The sequence below is a fragment of the Xanthomonas sp. Leaf148 genome (genome assembly GCF_001423585.1).
In the GTDB taxonomy this organism is placed as follows: domain Bacteria; phylum Pseudomonadota; class Gammaproteobacteria; order Xanthomonadales; family Xanthomonadaceae; genus Xanthomonas.
Map to the genome: position 1 here is coordinate 508,561 of NZ_LMOP01000012.1, position 18,808 is coordinate 527,368.

11 protein-coding genes, 1 other RNA gene and 2 pseudogenes are annotated in these 18,808 nt (G+C 65.0%); 7 read left to right on the forward strand and 7 right to left on the reverse strand.

The features are described from left to right. Positions 1 to 7: 7 nt before the first annotated feature. The gene (locus ASF90_RS19295; protein WP_055853862.1) at positions 8 to 1,006 is read right to left on the reverse strand and encodes a TRAP transporter substrate-binding protein; all 999 of its coding nucleotides are present in this window, start codon (positions 1,004 to 1,006) and stop codon (positions 8 to 10) included. 37 nt (positions 1,007 to 1,043) lie between these two features. Next, positions 1,044 to 1,865, reverse strand: a complete 822-nt coding sequence (locus ASF90_RS19300) for a 2-keto-4-pentenoate hydratase (protein ID WP_055853865.1) — start codon at positions 1,863 to 1,865, stop codon at positions 1,044 to 1,046. 138 nt (positions 1,866 to 2,003) lie between these two features. On the opposite strand from ASF90_RS19300, the gene ASF90_RS19305 reads away from it, so the two are divergent. Both ASF90_RS19305 and ASF90_RS19310 read left to right on the forward strand, forming a co-directional pair. Further along, positions 2,004 to 3,056: an alpha/beta hydrolase gene (locus tag ASF90_RS19305; RefSeq protein ID WP_055853868.1), complete on the forward strand. Its 1,053-nt coding sequence runs from the start codon at positions 2,004 to 2,006 to the stop codon at positions 3,054 to 3,056. Then, the gene (locus ASF90_RS19310; protein ID WP_055854006.1) at positions 3,053 to 4,672 is read left to right on the forward strand and encodes a carboxylesterase family protein; all 1,620 of its coding nucleotides are present in this window, start codon (positions 3,053 to 3,055) and stop codon (positions 4,670 to 4,672) included. The genes ASF90_RS19305 and ASF90_RS19310 overlap by 4 nt, the downstream gene beginning before the upstream one ends. Before the next feature lie 150 nt (positions 4,673 to 4,822). Here the strand turns inward: ASF90_RS19310 and ASF90_RS22975 are convergent. After that, positions 4,823 to 4,897, reverse strand: a non-coding RNA gene (locus ASF90_RS22975) — sX9 sRNA. A gap of 109 nt (positions 4,898 to 5,006) precedes the next feature. Between ASF90_RS22975 and ASF90_RS19315 the strand changes: the two genes are divergently transcribed. The 4 genes from ASF90_RS19315 (at position 5,007) to ASF90_RS19330 (ending at position 10,985) form a co-directional block, all read left to right on the forward strand. Beyond that, positions 5,007 to 5,960: a rhamnogalacturonan acetylesterase gene (locus ASF90_RS19315; RefSeq protein WP_115560349.1), complete on the forward strand. Its 954-nt coding sequence runs from the start codon at positions 5,007 to 5,009 to the stop codon at positions 5,958 to 5,960. Between the two features lie 250 nt (positions 5,961 to 6,210). Next, positions 6,211 to 9,294, forward strand: coding sequence for a TonB-dependent receptor (locus tag ASF90_RS19320; RefSeq protein ID WP_055853871.1), 3,084 nt, complete (start codon positions 6,211 to 6,213; stop codon positions 9,292 to 9,294). A gap of 108 nt (positions 9,295 to 9,402) precedes the next feature. Then, positions 9,403 to 9,978, forward strand: a complete 576-nt coding sequence (locus ASF90_RS19325; protein ID WP_055853873.1) for an RNA polymerase sigma factor — start codon at positions 9,403 to 9,405, stop codon at positions 9,976 to 9,978. Then, positions 9,975 to 10,985: a FecR domain-containing protein gene (locus tag ASF90_RS19330; protein WP_055853875.1), complete on the forward strand. Its 1,011-nt coding sequence runs from the start codon at positions 9,975 to 9,977 to the stop codon at positions 10,983 to 10,985. The genes ASF90_RS19325 and ASF90_RS19330 overlap by 4 nt, the downstream gene beginning before the upstream one ends. Positions 10,986 to 11,377: 392 nt before the next feature. Here ASF90_RS19330 and ASF90_RS19335 read toward each other — a convergent pair whose 3' ends face one another. The 3 genes and pseudogenes from ASF90_RS19335 to ASF90_RS24365 all read right to left on the reverse strand — a co-directional run. After that, positions 11,378 to 14,203: a pitrilysin family protein gene (locus ASF90_RS19335; protein WP_055853878.1), complete on the reverse strand. Its 2,826-nt coding sequence runs from the start codon at positions 14,201 to 14,203 to the stop codon at positions 11,378 to 11,380. Positions 14,204 to 14,414: 211 nt separating this feature from the next. Next, the gene (locus ASF90_RS19340; protein ID WP_168371670.1) at positions 14,415 to 17,123 is read right to left on the reverse strand and encodes a pitrilysin family protein; all 2,709 of its coding nucleotides are present in this window, start codon (positions 17,121 to 17,123) and stop codon (positions 14,415 to 14,417) included. Positions 17,124 to 17,838: 715 nt separating this feature from the next. Further along, positions 17,839 to 17,964, reverse strand: a pseudogene (locus ASF90_RS24365) (aldo/keto reductase); the annotation flags it as partial. On the opposite strand from ASF90_RS24365, the pseudogene ASF90_RS23685 reads away from it, so the two are divergent. Further along, positions 17,963 to 18,124, forward strand: a pseudogene (locus ASF90_RS23685) (lysophospholipase); the annotation flags it as partial. The pseudogenes ASF90_RS24365 and ASF90_RS23685 overlap by 2 nt on opposite strands. Before the next feature lie 61 nt (positions 18,125 to 18,185). Here the strand turns inward: ASF90_RS23685 and ASF90_RS19350 are convergent. Next, positions 18,186 to 18,458, reverse strand: coding sequence for a hypothetical protein (locus ASF90_RS19350; RefSeq protein ID WP_055853887.1), 273 nt, complete (start codon positions 18,456 to 18,458; stop codon positions 18,186 to 18,188). Positions 18,459 to 18,808 lie beyond the last annotated feature (350 nt).

Genomic DNA, 18,808 nt, shown 5'->3' on the forward strand with positions numbered 1-18,808 from the left:
GATACCTCTATGCGAAATCGCGGATGCGGCGGTACAGCGCTTCGATCTCCGGCTGCTTGCGGTATTCGGCCAGCAGTGGGGCGGCGGCGGCGCGGAACGCCGGCATGTCAACCTGGTTGAGCTTCACGCCGTAATCGATCACCTGCTTGCGTGCGACCACCTCCGACGCATCCCAGAGGTTGCGCATCACCGGCACCGACGCGCGCGCCAGTTCCACCACCAGACCGCGATCGGCCGGGCTGAGCGATTCGAAGCTCTTGCGCGACATCACCAAAATGTCCGGCGCATAGGAATGCTCGCTCTGCGACCAGTAGTGCGCCGCTTCGAAATGACGGCTGGACTGGAAGCTGCGCATGTTGTTTTCCGCACCGTCGATCATGTGCGTTTCCATCGCCGAAAACGTCTCGCCCAACGACATTGGCGTGGGGTTGGCGCCCAGCATGCGCATCAGCCTGAGAAAGATATCCGACGAGGCCACACGCAATTTCAGGCCCTTGAGATCTTCCGGGCGATGCAGCGGATGCTTGGTGTTGTAGAAGCAGCGCGCGCCCGAATCGTAGATCGCAAGACCCACCAGATCGCGCTGTTCGAAGCTGCGCAGAACGCTGTCGCCGACATGGCCGTCGATGGCGCGGCGCAGATGCGGCACCGAGTCAAACACGTACGGCAGGCACAGCGCCTGGGTCAGCGGAAAGGCGTTGTTCAACGCACCCGAATACACGCGGGTGATGTCGATGGCGCCGAAGCGCGCCATGTCGATGGCCTCCGACTCGCGGCCCAGCTGGCCGGAGTGGTACTGGCGCAGCTTGAGCCGGCCGTTGGTGCGCGCTTCGAGCTGTTTGCCGAACCACCGCACCGCCTCCACGGTGGGGTAATCGCCGACGTGGACGTCGGTGGCGGTGAGCAGCTGCCCGCCGGGAATCGGTGTGGTGGCGCCAGCGCCCAGCCAAGGGGCGGCTGCGGCGGCGCCAAACCCGGCACCGAGGAAATGTCTGCGTGTGATCATTGGCGCCCTCCCAAGCGTCTGGTCACGGGGTCCACCGTTATTTGGCGGACACAGCCGTACAGGAAATGTCGCCGATGCCGGCGAAGCGAATCAGGGCACGCTGTCCCACTTCGATGTCATGGATACCGGTGGCATTGCCCGTGGCAATGAGATCACCGCGCTTGAGCGGGCGTCCGCGCTGAGCCGAACGGCTGAGCGCAAATGCGTAGGCCGCGCGCAATCCGCCGGGCAGCGTGGTGGCGCCGCCGGTGCCGACGACCTGGTCGTCGATCAGGGTTTCGGCGCTCAGCGTGGCTTCGTCGCGGGCCAGCCAGTCGGTCACTTCCGGGCCCAGAATCAGGCCGTTGTTGTTGCCGAAATCGGAAATCACCACACGCGGGCCCAGTTTGTTGATGGTCGCCAGCGGGCTGCTGGCAATCTCCACGCCGATGAACAACGTGGCCGGCAGCTGTGCAGCCTGCTCCGGAGTGAAGTGGCTCTGCTCGGCCGGCGCGTCGGCGTCCAGACGCAGCACGTACTCGGCCTCGACCGCACCGAAGCCGCCTTCGTAGATCGGAAACTCGGTTGTTCCACCGGTAGCATTCCAGAGCTTCTTCGAGAAGATCGGGCCGAGCAGACGCTCATCGCCGGAGGCATCGCGGCGTTCGGCGGCGATATAGCCCACTTTCCAGCCGACCACATGGTCGTGCCACTGGCTGATGGCGATGTCCTGCACCTGGTAGGCGGTGACCAGATCGTCGGGGATTTGCCCGGGAAAGTCGGGAAGCGAGGCCCCTGCACGGCGTGCCTCCACAAAGCGCTGGGCGATGTCGGACAGCGTGGATGTGGACGTTGGCGGGGTGGCGGCGTCGTTGCTCAAGGGTGACTCCCTGATAGGTGTTTTGTTGCACTGCCAATCGACAGCGGCACGGTGTGCTGTATATGGTAAACCGGTGTCATTGGCAATGTGCAGTGCGACATTGTGACCGCGATACCGAAGTGGCCCTGGGAGGGGTAGATGCAGCAGACACGCCAAAAACGTAGTGGAAACCGGGCATTGCAGGCCCTGCGCCGCTGCCTGACAGTGACCGTCGCCGCTTTGGCACTGGCCAGTGCGCCGGCCTGGTCGGCAGAACGCGCCAGCGCCGATACCGCCGCCGAACAGGCCAGCCGGATCGCCCTGTGGCCGAAGGCGATGGCACCGGGAGACACGGCGTTGCCGCAGCCGCAGCGCATCGTGGACCGCAGCAGCGATGCCGCCCTGCCCGACCGCTATATCCAGAACATCGGCCAGCCCTATCTGGTGGTCTACCGCCCCAAGCAGCCCAACGGCACCGCGCTGCTGGTCACCCCCGGCGGCGGCTATCAGCGCATCGTGCTGGACAACGAAGGTAGCGCGCTGGTGCCCAGCTTCGTCGACCAGGCCGGCATCACCTTGTTCGTGCTGCGCTACCGACTGCCCGGCGAAGGCCACCCGAATGGCGCCGACGTGCCGCTGGCCGATGCGCAACGTGCGCTGCGGCTGATCCGCGCCAATGCGGGCCGCTATGGCATCGATGCGCAGCGGGTCGGGGTGATGGGGTTTTCGGCCGGCGGCCATGTCGCCGCCAGCCTGGACACGCGTTACGCCGCGCAGGTGTACCCGGCGCAGGACGCCGCCGATGCGCTGAGCGCGCGGCCGGACTTCGCGTTGCTGATCTACCCGGTGATCGACATGGACAGCGCCAATGCACACATGGGCTCGCGCGAGCGCCTGCTCGGCAAAACGCCCAGCGCTGCTCAGGTCAGTGCGTACTCGCCGCAACTGCACGTGGACGCGCGCACTCCGCCGACATTCTTGCTGCACGCGCAGGACGACACCGTGGTGTCGGTGCGTAATAGCCTGCTGATGCACGACGCGCTACTGCGCGCCGGCGTACCCAGCGAGCTGCATGTCTTTCCGCAGGGCGGGCATGGCTTCGGCACCGCGGCCACCACCGGGTTGACGGTGGCGGTGTGGCCGCAGCTGGCGCAGGCGTGGATTGCGCACGTCAGCAAGCCACCGGCTGCGGCGCAGGACGCGGCGCGATGACGGCGCCATCCACGCCCGACGTGCGCCGACGCACGCTGCTGCGCAGTGGATTGCTCGTCAGTGCTGCCGTCGCGTTACCCGGTGTCGCCAGTGCCGTAGCGCCACCGCCGCGCGATGACAGCGCACCGCTGGCACAGGTGCGTAGCGGTGCACTGCGCGGGTATCGCGAGCAGGGCATCTGCGTGTTCAAGGGTATCCCGTACGGCGGCGACACCGCCGCGCGGCGCTTCCAGGCGCCCGTGCCGGAGACAGCGTGGAGCGGCGTGCGCGATGCCACCGGCTTCGGCGCCGCCGCCCCGCAGCCCAAAGCCAGCGAACCCACCAGCGAGGACTGCCTGTTCCTCAATGTCTGGACGCCCGGCCTGCGCGATGGCGGCCGGCGGCCGATCCTGTTCTATATCCATGGCGGCGGCTACACCACCGGCTCCGGCAGCGACCCGCTGTACGACGGCGTGCGCCTGTGCCGGCGCGGTGATGTGGTGGTGGTCACCGTCAACCACCGGCTCAACCTGTTCGGCTATCTGTCGCTGGCGCAGCTGGGCGATGCCAGCGTTGCCGATTCCGGGAATGCCGGCCAGCTGGATCTGATCCAGGCGCTGCAGTGGGTGCGCCAGCACGCGGCCGAATTCGGCGGCGACGCCGGCAATGTCACCGTGTTCGGTCAATCCGGCGGCGGCGCCAAGATCGCCACGCTGATGGCCATGCCCGCCGCGCGCGGCCTGTTCCACCGCGCCTGGACCATGAGCGGGCAGCAGGTCACTGCGGCCGGGCCGCGCGCGGCCACCCAGCGCGCGCAATTGCTGCTGGAGGCGCTGAAGATTGCGCCAGGCGATCTCGCGCGCCTGCGCAGCGTGCCGGTGGCGCAGCTGCTGGCCGCCGCGCAGGTGCGCGACCCGTCGCGGGTGGAAAACAGCGCGTTGTATTTCGGCCCGGTGCTGGATGCGCGCAACCTGCCGGTGCATCCGTTCTGGCCGACCGCACCGCTGCAGTCGGCGACGATTCCGATGGTGATCGGCAATACTCGCGACGAGACGCGCGCGTTTCTCGGCAACGATGCGGCCAACTTCGCACTCACCTGGGACACGCTGCCGGCCAAGCTGGAAGCGCAGCAATACGTGGACCTGTTGCCGCAGGTGGTGATCGCCGAATACCGCCGCCTGTATCCGCACTATTCGCCATCGGAGGTGTTCTTTGCCGCCACCACCGCCGGGCGCTCGTGGCGTGGCGCGGTGGAAGAAGCCGAAGCGCGCGCACGCCAGGGCGCACCGACCTGGGTGTATCAACTGAACTGGGGCTCGCCGCTGGACGGCGGCAAGTTCGGCGCCTTCCACACGCTGGATATTCCGCTGGTGTTCGACACCATCGGCCAGCCCGGTTCGCGCACCGGCGACAGCGCCGATGCGCAGCGCATGGCCGACCAGATGAGCGCTGCGTTGATCGCATTCGCGCGGCATGGCGACCCCACGCATCGCGGAGCCCCCCGCTGGCGGCAGTATTCGTTGCAGCGCCGCGAGACGTTGCTGTTCGATGTGCCGAGCCGGATGGAAAACGACCCGCGCGGTGGCGAACGTCGGCTGTATCAGCAAGCGCCGTTTATTCAACGTGGCACGTTCTGAGCGCTTGTTCTATTGAACAACGAACAGCACATGGCAGGCAGTCGCCATTCGGATTCTTATGGCGCGCTCGCTACACCGGGTTCCGAGCGATACAGACCGACTCGGGCACCGGCCACGCTCTTGCTGCGATCGCGCAGCAGTATTTAGAGCGACCAATCAATCGTAGCGAGCAGGTGTCAGGTGGGTGTGGACGGCGCGGAGGAACCGGAGTGTCCGCGTGGTAATGCGCACCGCGCACCAGCTCCGCCCACCTGGCGGTGAGCACAGTCGGTTTGTCAGCTGCACTTATTCGATCTTGAGGTGATCCATGCTTAGGTACTCCGTTGCCCCATCCATGCTGCTGACTGCGCTGGCAGTTGCCTGCCTTGCGTTCGCTGATGCCACCGCTGCCACCGTGGTCGACACACCGCTCGCCTCCACGGCATCCACCACCAACACCTTAAGCAGCAACGCGCCGGCCGCCACGCCTGCATTTGCCGCCAGCAAGATCGTGCTGGTGGGCGATTCCACCACCGCCGTGCAAGGCGGCTGGGGCCCGAGTTTCTGTGCGCAGCATGTGACCTCGTTCCTGAGCTGCCTCAACCTGGCACGCGGGGGACGCAGCACCTCCAACTATCGCGCCGAAGGCTCGTGGGACATCGCGCTGAAGGAGCTGCGCAGCGGCGGCTATCAGCACGTGATCGTGTTGATCCAGTTCGGTCACAACGATCAACCCGGCAAGCCGGGGCGCTCCACCGACCTTGCCAGCGAATTCCCGGCCAACCTGCGCCGCTACGTGGCCGAAGCGCGCGCCGCCGGCGCGGTGCCGGTGCTGGTGACGCCGTTGACGCGGCGGCAGTTCGAGGCCGGCCAGTTGGTGGATGACCTGGGCCCCTGGGCGCAGGCCACGCGTGCGGTCGCGCGCGAGCTGCAGGTGCCATTGGTGGATCTGCATGCGCGCAGCCGCGCTCTGGTGCAGGGCATGGGGCCGGTGCTGGCGATGCGGCTGGCGCAGCGCCCCGCCGAGCCGGCGCAGATCGTCGCCGCACAATCGGGCACTACCATCGGCAAAACACCGGCGCAGGCGGTTGGCCCATCTCCGGCGTCTGCGTCAACGTCGAAGAACACAGCCACGACCAACCCCGCTGCCACGGCGCAGGACAACGCCAGCGCCGAGCCGATGGGCCAGGCCAAACTCGCGTTCGACTACACGCATCTCGGCCCGGACGGCGCCGATCTGTTCGCCGCCATCGTGGCCGACGAGTTGGCGCAGCAGCTGCCTGCGCTGCGGCCGTTGTTGATTCCCTAGAGCGTGTCACGCAGTTGCCGACCGAGCGGCAACGCGGTAGTTGCAGACGAAATGGATAATTCGCATGCGATTGTCATGCGAATGTAAGGAAGTGTGATGGTGGTTCGTCGGGTCTAGTACGACTGCAACCGCACCTAGGTCAGCGGATGGTCCACGCGCGGCAAGGTTCCACTTCTCACTCGGGGCAAGACTCATGCGATCAGGTGTTCCCGTCGTACCTTATGTGGCCTGTGCCACGTGTGTGGCCGTCATGGTGGTGTCGGGCGCCGCAGCGGCCCAGTCGCACACTTTCGAGGTGGCGGCCCAGCCGGCGCAAAGCGGCATCCGCGCCTTCGGCCAACAAGCCGATGCACAGATCCTGATCAGCGAAAAAACCGCCGCAGCGGTCGACACCGCAGAAGTGAAAGGCACTTACGAGGTCGAGCATGGCCTGGACGTACTGCTGAGCGGCACCCGTCTCAGCTGGCAGCGCACCGGCCCCAATAGCTTCTCGATCGTGGAAAGGAAGTTCCGCGAAGACACCGTCGCCCTGCCCGAAATTACGGTGCAAGGACGCCGGGAGTGGACGCTCAACACGGGCATCAGCCGCTCCGAGAATGACAGTCAGCCCTTCGTGGTGATCGATGGCGAAACCATCCGACGCTCCGGTGCCCCCAATCTCGAAACGTTTCTGCGTAACCAGCTCAGCGTCAATGCATCGCCAGGCACCTCCGACCAGGGAGGCGCATTTGAGACCCGTAATGTCAGCTCTATCAATCTGCGTGGACTGGGCGAACGCGAAACGCTGATCCTGGTCGACGGGCGCCGCATCGCCGGCACCACCAACAGCGACGGCAGCCTGGGTCAGCCGTCGCTGTCCGGCATTCCGATGGCGGCGATCGAGCGAATCGAGGTCTTGGCGTCCTCTGCTTCCGGCATCTACGGCAACGGTGCTACCGGCGGGGCGATCAACATCATCATGCGCCGCGATTACGCCGGCAGCGAACTGTCCAGCACCTACAACAACACGTTCGACGGCGGCGGATCAGGCCGGCGCTTCGATCTGACCGGCGGCCGTTCGCTGCAGGATGGACGCACCAACATCACCTTCAATGCAAGCTGGTCCACCGCCAGCCCGATCATGAATCGCGACCGCTCTGCGCTATTGCTGGACAGCAAACGCCGCGGACTTGCCAACAACCCCAACTACTACAGGTTCGCTTCGCCGCTGGGCAACACACCCAATATCCGCTCAACCGACACGCGCAACCCACTGCAGCTGGATCCGGAATACGGCGGCGCCACCCTCCCCTCGTTCTATACCCACGTGCCAGATGGCTATCGCGGTTTGGCCCAGGACGGGGTGAACCCGCTGATTGCCAACGCCGGCACCTATCAACTCGACTTGTCCACGACCGACGCACGCGACGGTGGCCAGCGCGAACTCATCTTCGGCACCGAACAACAGGCCGCCTCGATTGCGCTGCGTCATGACGTCACCGATTGGTTGAAGCTCTACGCAGAGGCCAGCATGACCCGTGCGGTCAGCAAGGCACGCCGCAACTCGATTCCCAACGATCTGGTACTGGCCGCCGATGCGCCAAACAATCCGTTCGCGCAGGATGTCACGGTCACGGTGCCGTTTTCCGGGGGGAATTCCGTGGTCAACGAGAACATCGCGCAGACCTACCGCGGTGTGTTCGGCGCCATCATGCAGCTGCCCGCCAGCTGGCAGGCGGTGATCGATGTCTCGCGCAGCCAGAGCCGCTTGCGCAACGACGACTTCCCAACCGAGGTCGCCCAGGACACCCTCGATACGTTCCGCAACGGCGAACAGGACATCCTGCGCGACGTGCGGCTTGCGCCCAATTTCAACTATGCCTACGAAAACGTACCTTACGGATCCAGGCAGACGCCCACGCGCAACGACCTGACGGTCGCCTCGTTACGCCTGGCAGGCCCGATCCCGTTCAAGTTGCCGGGCGGCGAACCGACCGCCACGTTCAGCCTGGAGCGCACGCTGCAGAAGCAGGCCGAAAGCATGAACGCACAAAACAGTGCCACCCAGTCGTTGGTCAATATCTCGGCGCCCGGCCGCGAGCAGGTCGACTCGGCCTATGCAGAAATCAACCTGCCGCTGATTGGCAGCGACAACAAGATCCCGCTGGTACGCGAGCTGTTGTTGACCATCGCCGGCAGGTACGAGCGCTCCGAAGAGACCGGCTCACCCAATGCCAACTGCCTGTTCATAGACGGGCCGCTGCCGAGCCTGGACATTCGCTCGCTGTGTCCGCCGTCGCAGCCAGCCTCCAGTGCACGCAATGCCCATTTCAATCCAACCTACAGCGCGCGCTGGCGGATCATCGACAGCATCACCCTGCGCGGCTCCTATGCAACCGGCTATCTGACTCCCAAGCTCAACGAACTGCTCAAGATCAGCAATCCGTTGCTGGTCGTCAGTGCCACCGATCCGCAGCGTGGCAATGAGCAGATCGGATTGCCGAGCCCGCTCTTTCCTGGTTCCTACTACCTCACCGGCTTCAGTGGCGGCAATCCCGATGCCCGGCCGGAAACATCCAAGACCTTCACTGCGGGCATCATCGTGGAGCCCACGTTTGCAGACGGGCTGCGCATGTCGCTGGACTGGACCCGGATCACCAAACGCGACAACTACTACGACCCGCTCGAACTGCTGACCCCGGATGGCGACCCGCAGGTGCAGCGGTCCTTCGAAAGCTTCCTGAGCCGCTACCCTGGTCGGGTCACCCGTGGGCCAGCATCGGACGGCTACGCAGTCGGGCCGATCGAGACCATCGACGCTTCGCTGGCCAATCTGGTCGGCTCGGCCAGCGAGTCCTACGATCTTGCGGCCAGTTATTCGCATGATCTGTTCGGCGGCCAGATCGGTGTCGGCCTCAACGCGACCTATGTGGATAGCTTGACCCAACAGAAGGTGCCCGGCGGGGCCAATACCAACTATGCCGGCGTCATCGGGGCCGACTTCTTGTCGCGCCTGAGCGGCATTGGTGGGCTCAGGTGGAAAGGATCCGGCCGAGTGGAATGGACCGGTACGCATCTGGGACTGTCCTGGCAGGCCAGATACTTCGACTCCTACCATCTCAACGAAACCAGGACGGTTGAATTCAGCCAGGGGGCGGCCAAGATCCCCAAACAGATCTACCACGACGTCTCCGGATCCTATGCATTTGCTGACGGCACCACGCTGCGTCTGGGCATCAACAATGTCCTCAACAAGCGCCCGCCGGTCGATTCGGTTTCGCCGGCACGGTATTACAGCACCTTCGGCGACCCGCGGTTGGCGAGCTATTATCTGACGCTGATCAAGAGTTTTTGACGCGGCAAGATTCATCAGGGGACGGGCCGCGCAGGATTCGACCTGGGGCCATTCGAGCGTATCGGCAGGTCATGCAGTGCGGAGAGTGTCGTAGACGAAACCCGTCCAATGAACGAACGCCGGTCGACGAGCGAGATCGAACGCACGCGGTTAACGCGCTGGGTGGCGAGGGAGATCGTGCCCCACGAGGCGGCGATCCGCAGCTGGCTGCGCCAGCGTGGTCTGAGCCCGGAGGATGTCGACGATCTGGTGCAGGAGGCATATGCCAAACTGGCCGGTCTGCGTCATGCCGAGCAGATCGACAGTCCGGGGGCTTATTTCTTTCAGACGGTGCGTTACCTGATGATCGATCAGATTCGGCGCGCGCGCGTCGTGCGCATCGATGCGGTCGGCCAGATTGCCGACCTGCCATGCCATGTCGACGAACTGGATCCCGAGCGCGTCACCAACGACAGACATGAGCTTGATCGTGTGCTTCGATTGATCGAAGCCCTGCCCGAACGTTGCCGGGCAATCATCAAGATGCGCAAGATTCAGGGCTTGTCACAGCGCGACATCGCCGCCCAGTTGGGAGTCAGCGAAAGCATCGTGGAAAATGACGCGGTCAAGGGCATGTTGCTGCTGACGCGGGCGCTGCAGAGCGACCCCGAACAGACGCAGCCGGTACGAAGGTGGCGAAAATGAGCACCCGTCAAAACGCGCAGGAGATCGAACAGGAGGCCATGCATTGGGTGCTGCGCCTGGATCGCGAGGGGCGCACGCCCGCAGTGTGCGAGGAACTGGAGCAATGGCTGGGGGGGGATGTCCGCCGCCGCGGCGCCTTGCTCAAGGCCGAGGCAACCTGGTGCACGCTGGACGCACTGGCAGAAACCAGCGATGCCGCTTTCCGCCACGTGCCATCGCCTGCACCGAAGTCCGCTCCGGCGCGGGCGCCGCGCCGTGCGCGCTGGCCCATGGTCGTCGGTGCATGCGCGGCAGTCGCCATCGCCGTTGTTGGTCTGTCGGTCCTGCTACCGCGCGGCGAGCAGTACCAGACGGCCATTGGCGAAGTCCGCCGGGTGCCGCTGGCCGACCGCTCGACCATGGCCATCAACACCGCCAGCAAGGTCAGGGTCGCCTATATCCAGGAGCTGCGCGCCATCTCGCTAGAGCAGGGCGAAGCGTGGTTTCGGGTCGCAAAGAACAAGCAACGTCCGTTCGTGGTGTCGGCAGGGCCGGTCCGGGTCGAAGCAGTCGGCACCGCGTTTTCGGTGCGGCGGCACAGCAACGGTGCCGATGTCATGGTGACCGAGGGCGTGGTGCGCGTGTGGGTGGTAGGCGCCGAACCGCGCGCGGTGGCATTGTCCGCCGGCTCGGCGTTGTTCATTGCCGATACCGCCGTTATTCGGCAGGAGCCAGAGATCGCCGCGCCGGTCATCGAGCGCAAGCTGGCATGGCGTGCAGGCAGGCTGGATCTATCGGGAGAGACGCTGGCCGAAGCGGTTGCCGAATTCAATCGTTACAGTCCGACCCCGATTGTCGTCGCGCAACCGCAGGTCGCGCAAAAACGTCTGTTCGGTGTGTTTCGTCTGGACGATCCGGAAGGCTTCGCCCGCACGGCAGCCATCACGCTGGGCGCGTCGATCAAGCGCCGCGACCACACCATCGTCATCACCGACGGCCGCGAAGTCGACCACCCGAACGCCCAATAGTGCACCGGCTTGGCGTGAGAGACGGCACGGTCGCAGCGCCCGGATCGCGCTGATGCATTGGTGGGATCGCCCCACGCTGGCGCAACGGCCAACTCATGCGCGCATCGCACAGGCCGCCTCGGCGGCCATCCACTGTCTCGCACCGCCATGCAATGACGGCGACGGTCATCGCAACAGGCAACAGGACGCTCGCCGACGTGTCGTGGTGAATGGTGAGCATAGGTCGGCACCGTCGATGCGACCTGCCAACTGTGGTCGGTTCGCATGCACACCAACACCGCCACCCATCGATCGCTGCCCTGCGTGGGATGCCATGGCGTCGCCGTTCGGGGCATGCACTGACTGCTGCGGTGATCGCCGGCCGAGTCGGGCGGCGATCACCGGTGTGCGCATCAAGGTTGCGCAGCGACGTCCGAATCGGCAGGCACCAGTTTGATCGGCAGGCCGAGCGTTTCCAACTGCGGCCTGACCTTGGCCGCGTCGGCGACCACGACCCAGACCAGCTTGGACGGATCGACCACCGCCCCGATTGCCCCACGGGCATCGGCGAGTGTGAGCGCGCGGTAGCGGCTGGTCTGACGGTTGTCGTAATCGTCGGGGCGCTGGAAGATATCGTTGGAACGCATCGCATCGAGAATCGACTTGGAGGTTGCGAACTCGCCCGGTAGCGCATGCACGCGGCTGTCCACTGCCAACTCGAACTCGGCCTGGGTCATCGGCTGGCTGCCCACATACGCCTGGATGATCTCGCGGATGGTGCTGATCGAGGCGCCGGTCTTGTCCGACTGCACCGGAGCGACGACGGAATAGCTGATCGAATGCGCTGGCGTGCGAAAGCCTGCGCGGACGCCGTATGTCCAGTTCTTGCGCTCGCGCAGGTCAGCATTGAGGCGGCTGAGGATGCCGCCACCCAGGCCATCGTTGGCCACTTCCAATGCGGTGAGCTCGTCGGTCCCCTTCAAGGCGGTGTACTGCCCGGCCAGAATCATCGCTTGCGCCGAGTCCGGGCGATCGATCAGCACAATCTGCGGCGCGGCAGGGCGTGGCGCTGCCGAAAAATCCTTCACTCCAGCCGTCCCGGTCGACCGCCAGTCGCCGAGGCTACGCTCGAGCATCGGCTGGATCTCGGCAAGCGGGCGGGCGCTGACCACAAACACCTTGGCTTTGTCAGGCCGAAACCAGGCACGCTGAAACGCAAGCAGATCACTGCGGCGCAATGCGGCAAGCACCTTTGCATCTCCGGTTCCCTTGTCTTTGGCGTAGGGCGATGCCGGGTTGATCAGTTGCAGCATTGCGGCGCTGCCAAGCGACTGTGGGTCGGTGGCCTCCTGCGCGATGCCAGCCAGCAAGGTTCTGCGCTGCAGTTCGATTTCGGCCGGGACAAGCGCGGGATTGCGGGTCATGTCCGACAGCAGGTCGATCGCCGGTGCCAAATTGCCGCCAGGCGCAACCACCGTCAGACTGGTCCGGTCTCTGGAGCTGCCGGTCGCGATTTGCGCACCCAACCGTTCCAGAGCGCTGGCAAATTCTTTCTGGCTGCGCGTACCGGTCCCCTGCTGCAACAGCGACAGCAGCAGATTCTGGGTACCGATTGCATCCTGCGGGTCGGCCGCAATGCCTGCATCCAGTTCGATGGAGGCATAGCTCATCGGGCTGGAGCTGCGTTGCGCGTAGATCACTTCGATCCCGTTGGACAGTCGCGCGTGTTCGACCTTGGGAAAGGCCAGGTCGGTGAAGGTGCCGATCGCCGGTAGCGGACCGCGCGTGCCGACCACCGCTGCAGCATCTGCGGTCTTTTTCGGTGCAGGCGCGCGCTCGCTGGCCTGCGACTCTTCGTAGCCCACGCGTGGACCCGGTGCCAACGTCAATGCGTAGACCGGGCGAGCCAGCCACTGCGCTGCCGCAGCGCGCACCTGCGCTGGCGTCTGCGCGGCAAGCGCAACGGCGCGCTCTTTCAGATAGCCCGGCCCCTGATCCAGCAGGCTGCCGTCGGCCAGCGCGTAGCCACGACTGGAGACCGAATCCAGCCCGCTGATGGCGCTGGTGAGATCCATCGTGACGTAGCGCTGCAGCGCATCGACGCTGGGCCCGTCGCGCAGGAACGCAGCAACCACCTCATCCAGGCGTCGGCCTGCGCGTACCGGATCGACACCGTCAGCCACTTCGCCGGAGACGACGAACATGCCGCCTTGATCGTACAAATTGACGCTGGCAGCGGCACCGGTGAACAATTTTTCGCCACGGACCAGAACCTCCTGCAGCGGCGATGTCGCGAGCGCTCCCATCACGCCGGCGGCGGCCTCTAACGGGATCGAACGTGAATCGTTGCGTCCCGGAATCGTCCACACGCGGATGATCGATGTGGCCGAGACCCGGTCTGTCATGGTCTCGTCCAGACGTTTGGGCAACGATGGAATCGGCGCGACCGGCCGCTGCGCACGCGGGCCGGAAGGGATGTCGCCGAAGTACTTGACCATCAACTGGCGCGCGGTGGCCGTATCGATATCGCCGGCCAGCGTGACCGTGGCGTTGTTGGGGCCATAGTGGTTGCGAAACCATGCCTTGACGTCGTCGAGGGTGGCCGCATCCAGATCGGCCATCGAGCCGATGACGCTGTGACCATACGGATGCCCGCTCGGAAACAGCCGCTCGGTCAGGCGATACTCGACCAAGCCACCGGGTTCGTTGTCGCCCTGGCGCTTCTCGTTCTTGACCACGCCACGCTGTTCATCGAGCCTGACCTGGGAGATCGCGCCGAGCAGATGCCCCATGCGATCGCTTTCCATGAACAACGCCCGTTCCAGCGCGGGCGTGGGCACGGTTTCGTAATAGCTGGTTTTGTCGCTCTGGGTCATGCCGTTCTGGGCGGTGGCACCGGCCACCTTGAGCGGAGCGAAGAAATCGCCGGGCGCGTTTTCGCTGCCGCTGAACATCAGGTGCTCGAACAAGTGCGCAAAGCCGCTGCGCCCGGCCGGCTCATGCTTGGCGCCAACGTCGTAGATGACGTTGACCGAGACCAGCTTGACGCTACGGTCGGTGTGCACGATCACCCGCAAGCCGTTGTCCAGGGTGAACGTTTCGAAGGGAATCTCCGCCGAGCGCACCAGCGCTGCGAGCGACGTCGGCGTAGGTGGCGCAGCAACCGCGCGTTGGGCGATACCGAACGCAATCACCGCAATGCCGGCGACCACGCAGGTTGTGACGTTTCTTGGGTTCATTGTGCAAGGATTCCCATGGCAAAAAGCGACGCTGCGTCGGACGACGCAGACGGCAACATTGGTTGTTAGACGAACCGTCGGGCCGCTTCCTTATCCGGCACGCAGGCAACACACAGCGTCCCGTCTCGCCAGGATCGCCGCAGGCCGACGTCGTTACAACGCACCGGCGCAGTGCAGGCCCGGCGTGTCTTCTCACCCGGGCCTGCACGCATCACGGCGCTGTTGCGGCGGCAGCGGGGATGACCGTCACCGGAAGCCCGAGCTGGGCAAGCTGCGGCTCGACCTTGGCCGCGTCGCCGAGCACGACCCAGACGAACCTGTCCGGATCAATCGACTGCTGCAGCGCCGCCTGCGCCGTCTCGCGATCCAGGCGGCGATAGCGCTCAACCAGCGTCGCTTGATATGCGTCGGCGCGGCCGAGCAAGCGATTCTCACGAATGGCATCCAGATAACTTTGCGCATCGCCATAGGCCACCGACAACTTCCTGATCTGGCCCTCGATGACAAAGTCGAATTCTTCGCGCGTCATTGGGCGTTTGCCCAGAAACTCGGACATTTCCCGGCGGATCGTGGCGATCGTCTCGCCGGTCTTGTCCTGTTGCACCGGCGCATTGACCAGGTAGCGGGTCGCCATCTTGAGGGTATCGAAGCGGCCATCGACGCCATAGCTCCACCCTTTTGTTTCGCGCAGCTCGGTATTCAATCGGCTCGAGAAACTCGCTCCGAGCGCGATGTTGGCCAGCGTGGCGTCGGACACACGCCCGCGATTGCGCGTCTCCACCGCCTGCCCGGCCAGGATCATCGACTGATCCGAATTCGGATTGTCGATCAGCACGATGCGCGGCGACGCCGCCTTGGCCGGTCCAGGCAGGTCCTTGCGCCCCGGTGCGCCCTGCGAGCGCCAATCGCCGAAGCTGCGCTCGAGCAGCTGCTGCACGACCTCTGCTGGCAGATCGCTGCTGACGAAGATGCTGGTCTTGTCTGGCCGGAACCAGGCGTGGTGGAAGGCGATCAGATCCTCGCGGCTGATCGCCTTCACCGCGTCCGCATCTTGCGGCCCCTGGTGACGGGTATAAGGCGAGTCGGCATCGACCAGCTGCAGCAGGGTGCGTCCCACTTGCATGGAGCCGTCCGTGTCGGCGGCAGCGATGCCGGCAATCATCTCGTCGCGCTGCTCCTGGATCCGGTCCGGATCGAACGCGGGGATGCGCAGCATGTCCGCCAGCAGCGTCAGCGCCGGCCGCAGGTTGGCGCTGGGGACCGACAGCTTGGCGGTGGTGCGGTCAGGGTCGGATTCCAGACTGGTAGATGCGCCAAGTCGGTCGCGCTGGATCGCAAGCGCGTCGGCATTGCGCTTGGTGGTGCCCTTGTCCAACAAACCCAGCACCATGGCGTGAGTGCCAGGCCGCTGCAGCGGATCGGCCACGACGCCGGCATCGACATCGATGGTGATCTGGGTGAACGGCACATCGCCGCTGCGCAGATACATCACCTCGATGCCGTTGCTCAGGCGCAGCGGCTGCGCCTGCGGAAAAGCGATGGCGCCGAACACACCTACTGGCGGCAGGCCACCGCGGGTTCCGGCAACCACCGGGTCGACAGCGGCGGCCACACTGCGTGCGGAAGGCACGGCGGCAGACGCGAACGCCGCTGGCGCCCCTGGCAGGACCGTCAACGCGTACGCCGGCCGGCTGAGCCAGGTGGCTGCCGCTGCCTGCACGCGCTCTGGCGTTTGTGCGGCCAACGTCTGCAACTCAGTCTTGTAGAAGTCCGGCCCCTTGCCCAACCGCAGCCCTTCGTTCACCACAGCGAGCTTGCTGGAGGGCGTCTGCAGCGCGGCGAGCTGCTGTGCGAGCTGGCGGGTGACATAGAGGTCTATGTCGTCGGCCGACACAGGGGTGGTCAGCATGCTGGCGATGGCCGCATCCAGCTGGCGGCTTGCCAGCACCGGATCCACCCCGGCCGCCACGCTGCCATCGATCATGACGATCCCCGAATGCACCGAGGTGTCCAGCGTGACCGCAAGCGCACTGAAACTCTTTTCCTGCTGCACCAGCCGTTGCTTGAGGTAGGACGATCCCATTTGCGCCATCGTGGCCACCGCCACCTTGAGTGATGCAGCCACCGGATCGGCCTCGCCGGGAACGGCCCAGGCGCGGTAGAGGTGCGGTGTGGACACCCGATCCGTCAACGTGTCTTCCAGCCGCCTGGGCAAGGTCGGGACCGGAGCGACCGGTGGCAGATTGGACGGGCCGGCCGGGATCGCACCGAAATATTTCTCGACCAACCGCTTGGCGGTGTCAATGTCGATATCGCCGTCCATCGACAGGACCGCGTTATTGGGCCCGTAGTGGGCACGGAACCAGGCCTTGACGTCATCCAGTGTTGCCGCGTCCAGGTCAGCCATCGAGCCGAAGACCTCGTGCGCAGCGGGATGTCCCGGCGGATACAACCGCTCGCGCACGCGGTAGCGCACGATCGCCAGCGGCTTGCTGTCGGCCTGCCGCTTTTCGTTTTGCACCACGCCGCGCTGCTCGTCGAGCTTGGTTTGGGTGAGTGCGCCGAGCAGATACCCCATGCGGTCGCTTTCCAGAAATAGCGCCTGCTCCAACCCGGGGGTGGGCAGGCTTTCGTAATAGCTGGTGCGATCAGGCATCGTGACGCCATTGAGTTCGGCACCCAGCCGCTGCAATGGCAGTGCATAGTCACCCGGCGCATTCTCGCTGCCGTTGAACATCAGATGCTCGAACAGGTGCGCGAATCCGGTTCGACCCGCAGGCTCGGACGTGGAGCCGACGTTGTAGTCGACGGTCAGCGTGACCATCTTGGCGCGGTGATCGGAATGCACGAAGACGCGCAAACCGTTCTGCAGCGTGAAACTCTGGTACGGAATATGGATCGCGCGTACGAGCTCCGCCAACGGCGCAGGTTCCTCCGAAGCCACACGTTCCGCATTGGTCGCCGTGGCCGCCGCTGGCAATGCGCTTGCTACTGCGCTGACGACGCTCGATACCAATGCCAGCCCAAGCAGGCCAGCGTACAAGCGAGCGGAAAAAGTTCTTTTTTTCGCAGATGTTCTCATAGCGATGCCCCTGGTCGTGCCACTTGATGGACCGGTGCCGAAGCTCCTGCAGGCTGCATGGAATGCGATTGCGCGGCACCGGACGCCTGCTCGGCAAGCACGATCGAGTAGGTCCCTGGCCCGGTCTTGAGCCAGCGCAACCCGCTGTGGCGCAACAGAACCGTCAATGCCGACTCGATCGGGTAGGCCCCTTTCAGGCTGCTGGTACGGCGTGCGGCAACCGCGTCCTGCGAAACCAGAATCTGCACTGTCGTGGCCTGCCGTGAGAAAGCAGCGATCCCGCTGGCGGCAGTTTGCGCGGGAACATCGAAGCGCCAGATCTCTGCCGGCCCAGTCGCTGCCGCCGTCAGCAGCAATGACAGCAGCGGCACAGCGCACACTTTCTTCCAGCACATGTCGTTCCCTTGCAAAGCGGCCCGCGCGGCATGCCTGGACCTCATGACTCAAGGACGAAGCACAGCGGCGCTTCCTTATGTGCGCATCCTGCACGCAACCGGTGCGGCTGCACACGCGACGGTGCAGCCGCTGCTGAGGTGCACTGAGCGGTGCGGTGCCGTGTCGATTGGCTCCGCGCCCGCGCCTGCTCGGCGGTGCATGCGCCAGGAATCACTGCCGACACCACCTGCGGTGCGGCTGCGGCTATCGACAGGTGCTTGTGTTGATCCAGTAACGCCACTGCCACAGCGCAGGACAACGCCAGCGCCGAGCCGATGGGCCAGGCCAAACGCGCGTTCGACTACACCCATCTCGGCCCGGACGGCGCGGAGTTGTTCGCCGCCATCGTGGCCGACGAGTTGTCGCAGCAGTTGCCTGCGCTGCGGCCGCTGTTGATTCCCTAGGACCACAAACCAGCGGGGGCGACCCGGCATCTGCACACCGATGCTCTACCCGGCGTGGCGCTCAGCCGGTACGCTGTTCGCGAAACCAGTACAGCGCCAAGCCGAGCCCCCCGCCGATCAGACCTCCCACCACGATGCCATGGGCAAACCCCTGGCCGTTGAAGTGAGCCACCAGCGCCCCGATCGCCATGCACGGCAGCGAGATCCCCGCCGCCCCGCGGCGCCGCGCAAGGCGGCGTGCCTGCGCGGCACGTTTGCGTTCGCGCTGCAGCCGCGCACGCGTCTCCGGCAGCATGATGGCTTCGGCGATGGCATCGGCTTGCGTGCGATCCATGTGGCGCGTGCCCTAAGAGTCGATCATGACGCCCGCCGCGTTGGCGGACTCTTCCGTGGAAGTATCGGTGGCTCCGACTTGCTGCGCAAGCCAAAATGAAGAGCAAGGTGCACATGGCGATCGATACCCTGGCGCAGCGATCAAGATTGCTTTTGTAGATCAGGGCTATACCGGCCAGGAGCGGGCACAAAATGCGGCAATGCTCTCTCAACAGTCATAACACGCTCCAGAAAAGATCTGGGCAACGCTCCCGTGAGCTTTTAGCCGACAACCGAGACAATCTGCATCAAGCACAGTGTTGGTTTGTCAGCAAGTCGATGGCAGAGGCTTCTGATCGCGGCGCCTACTAG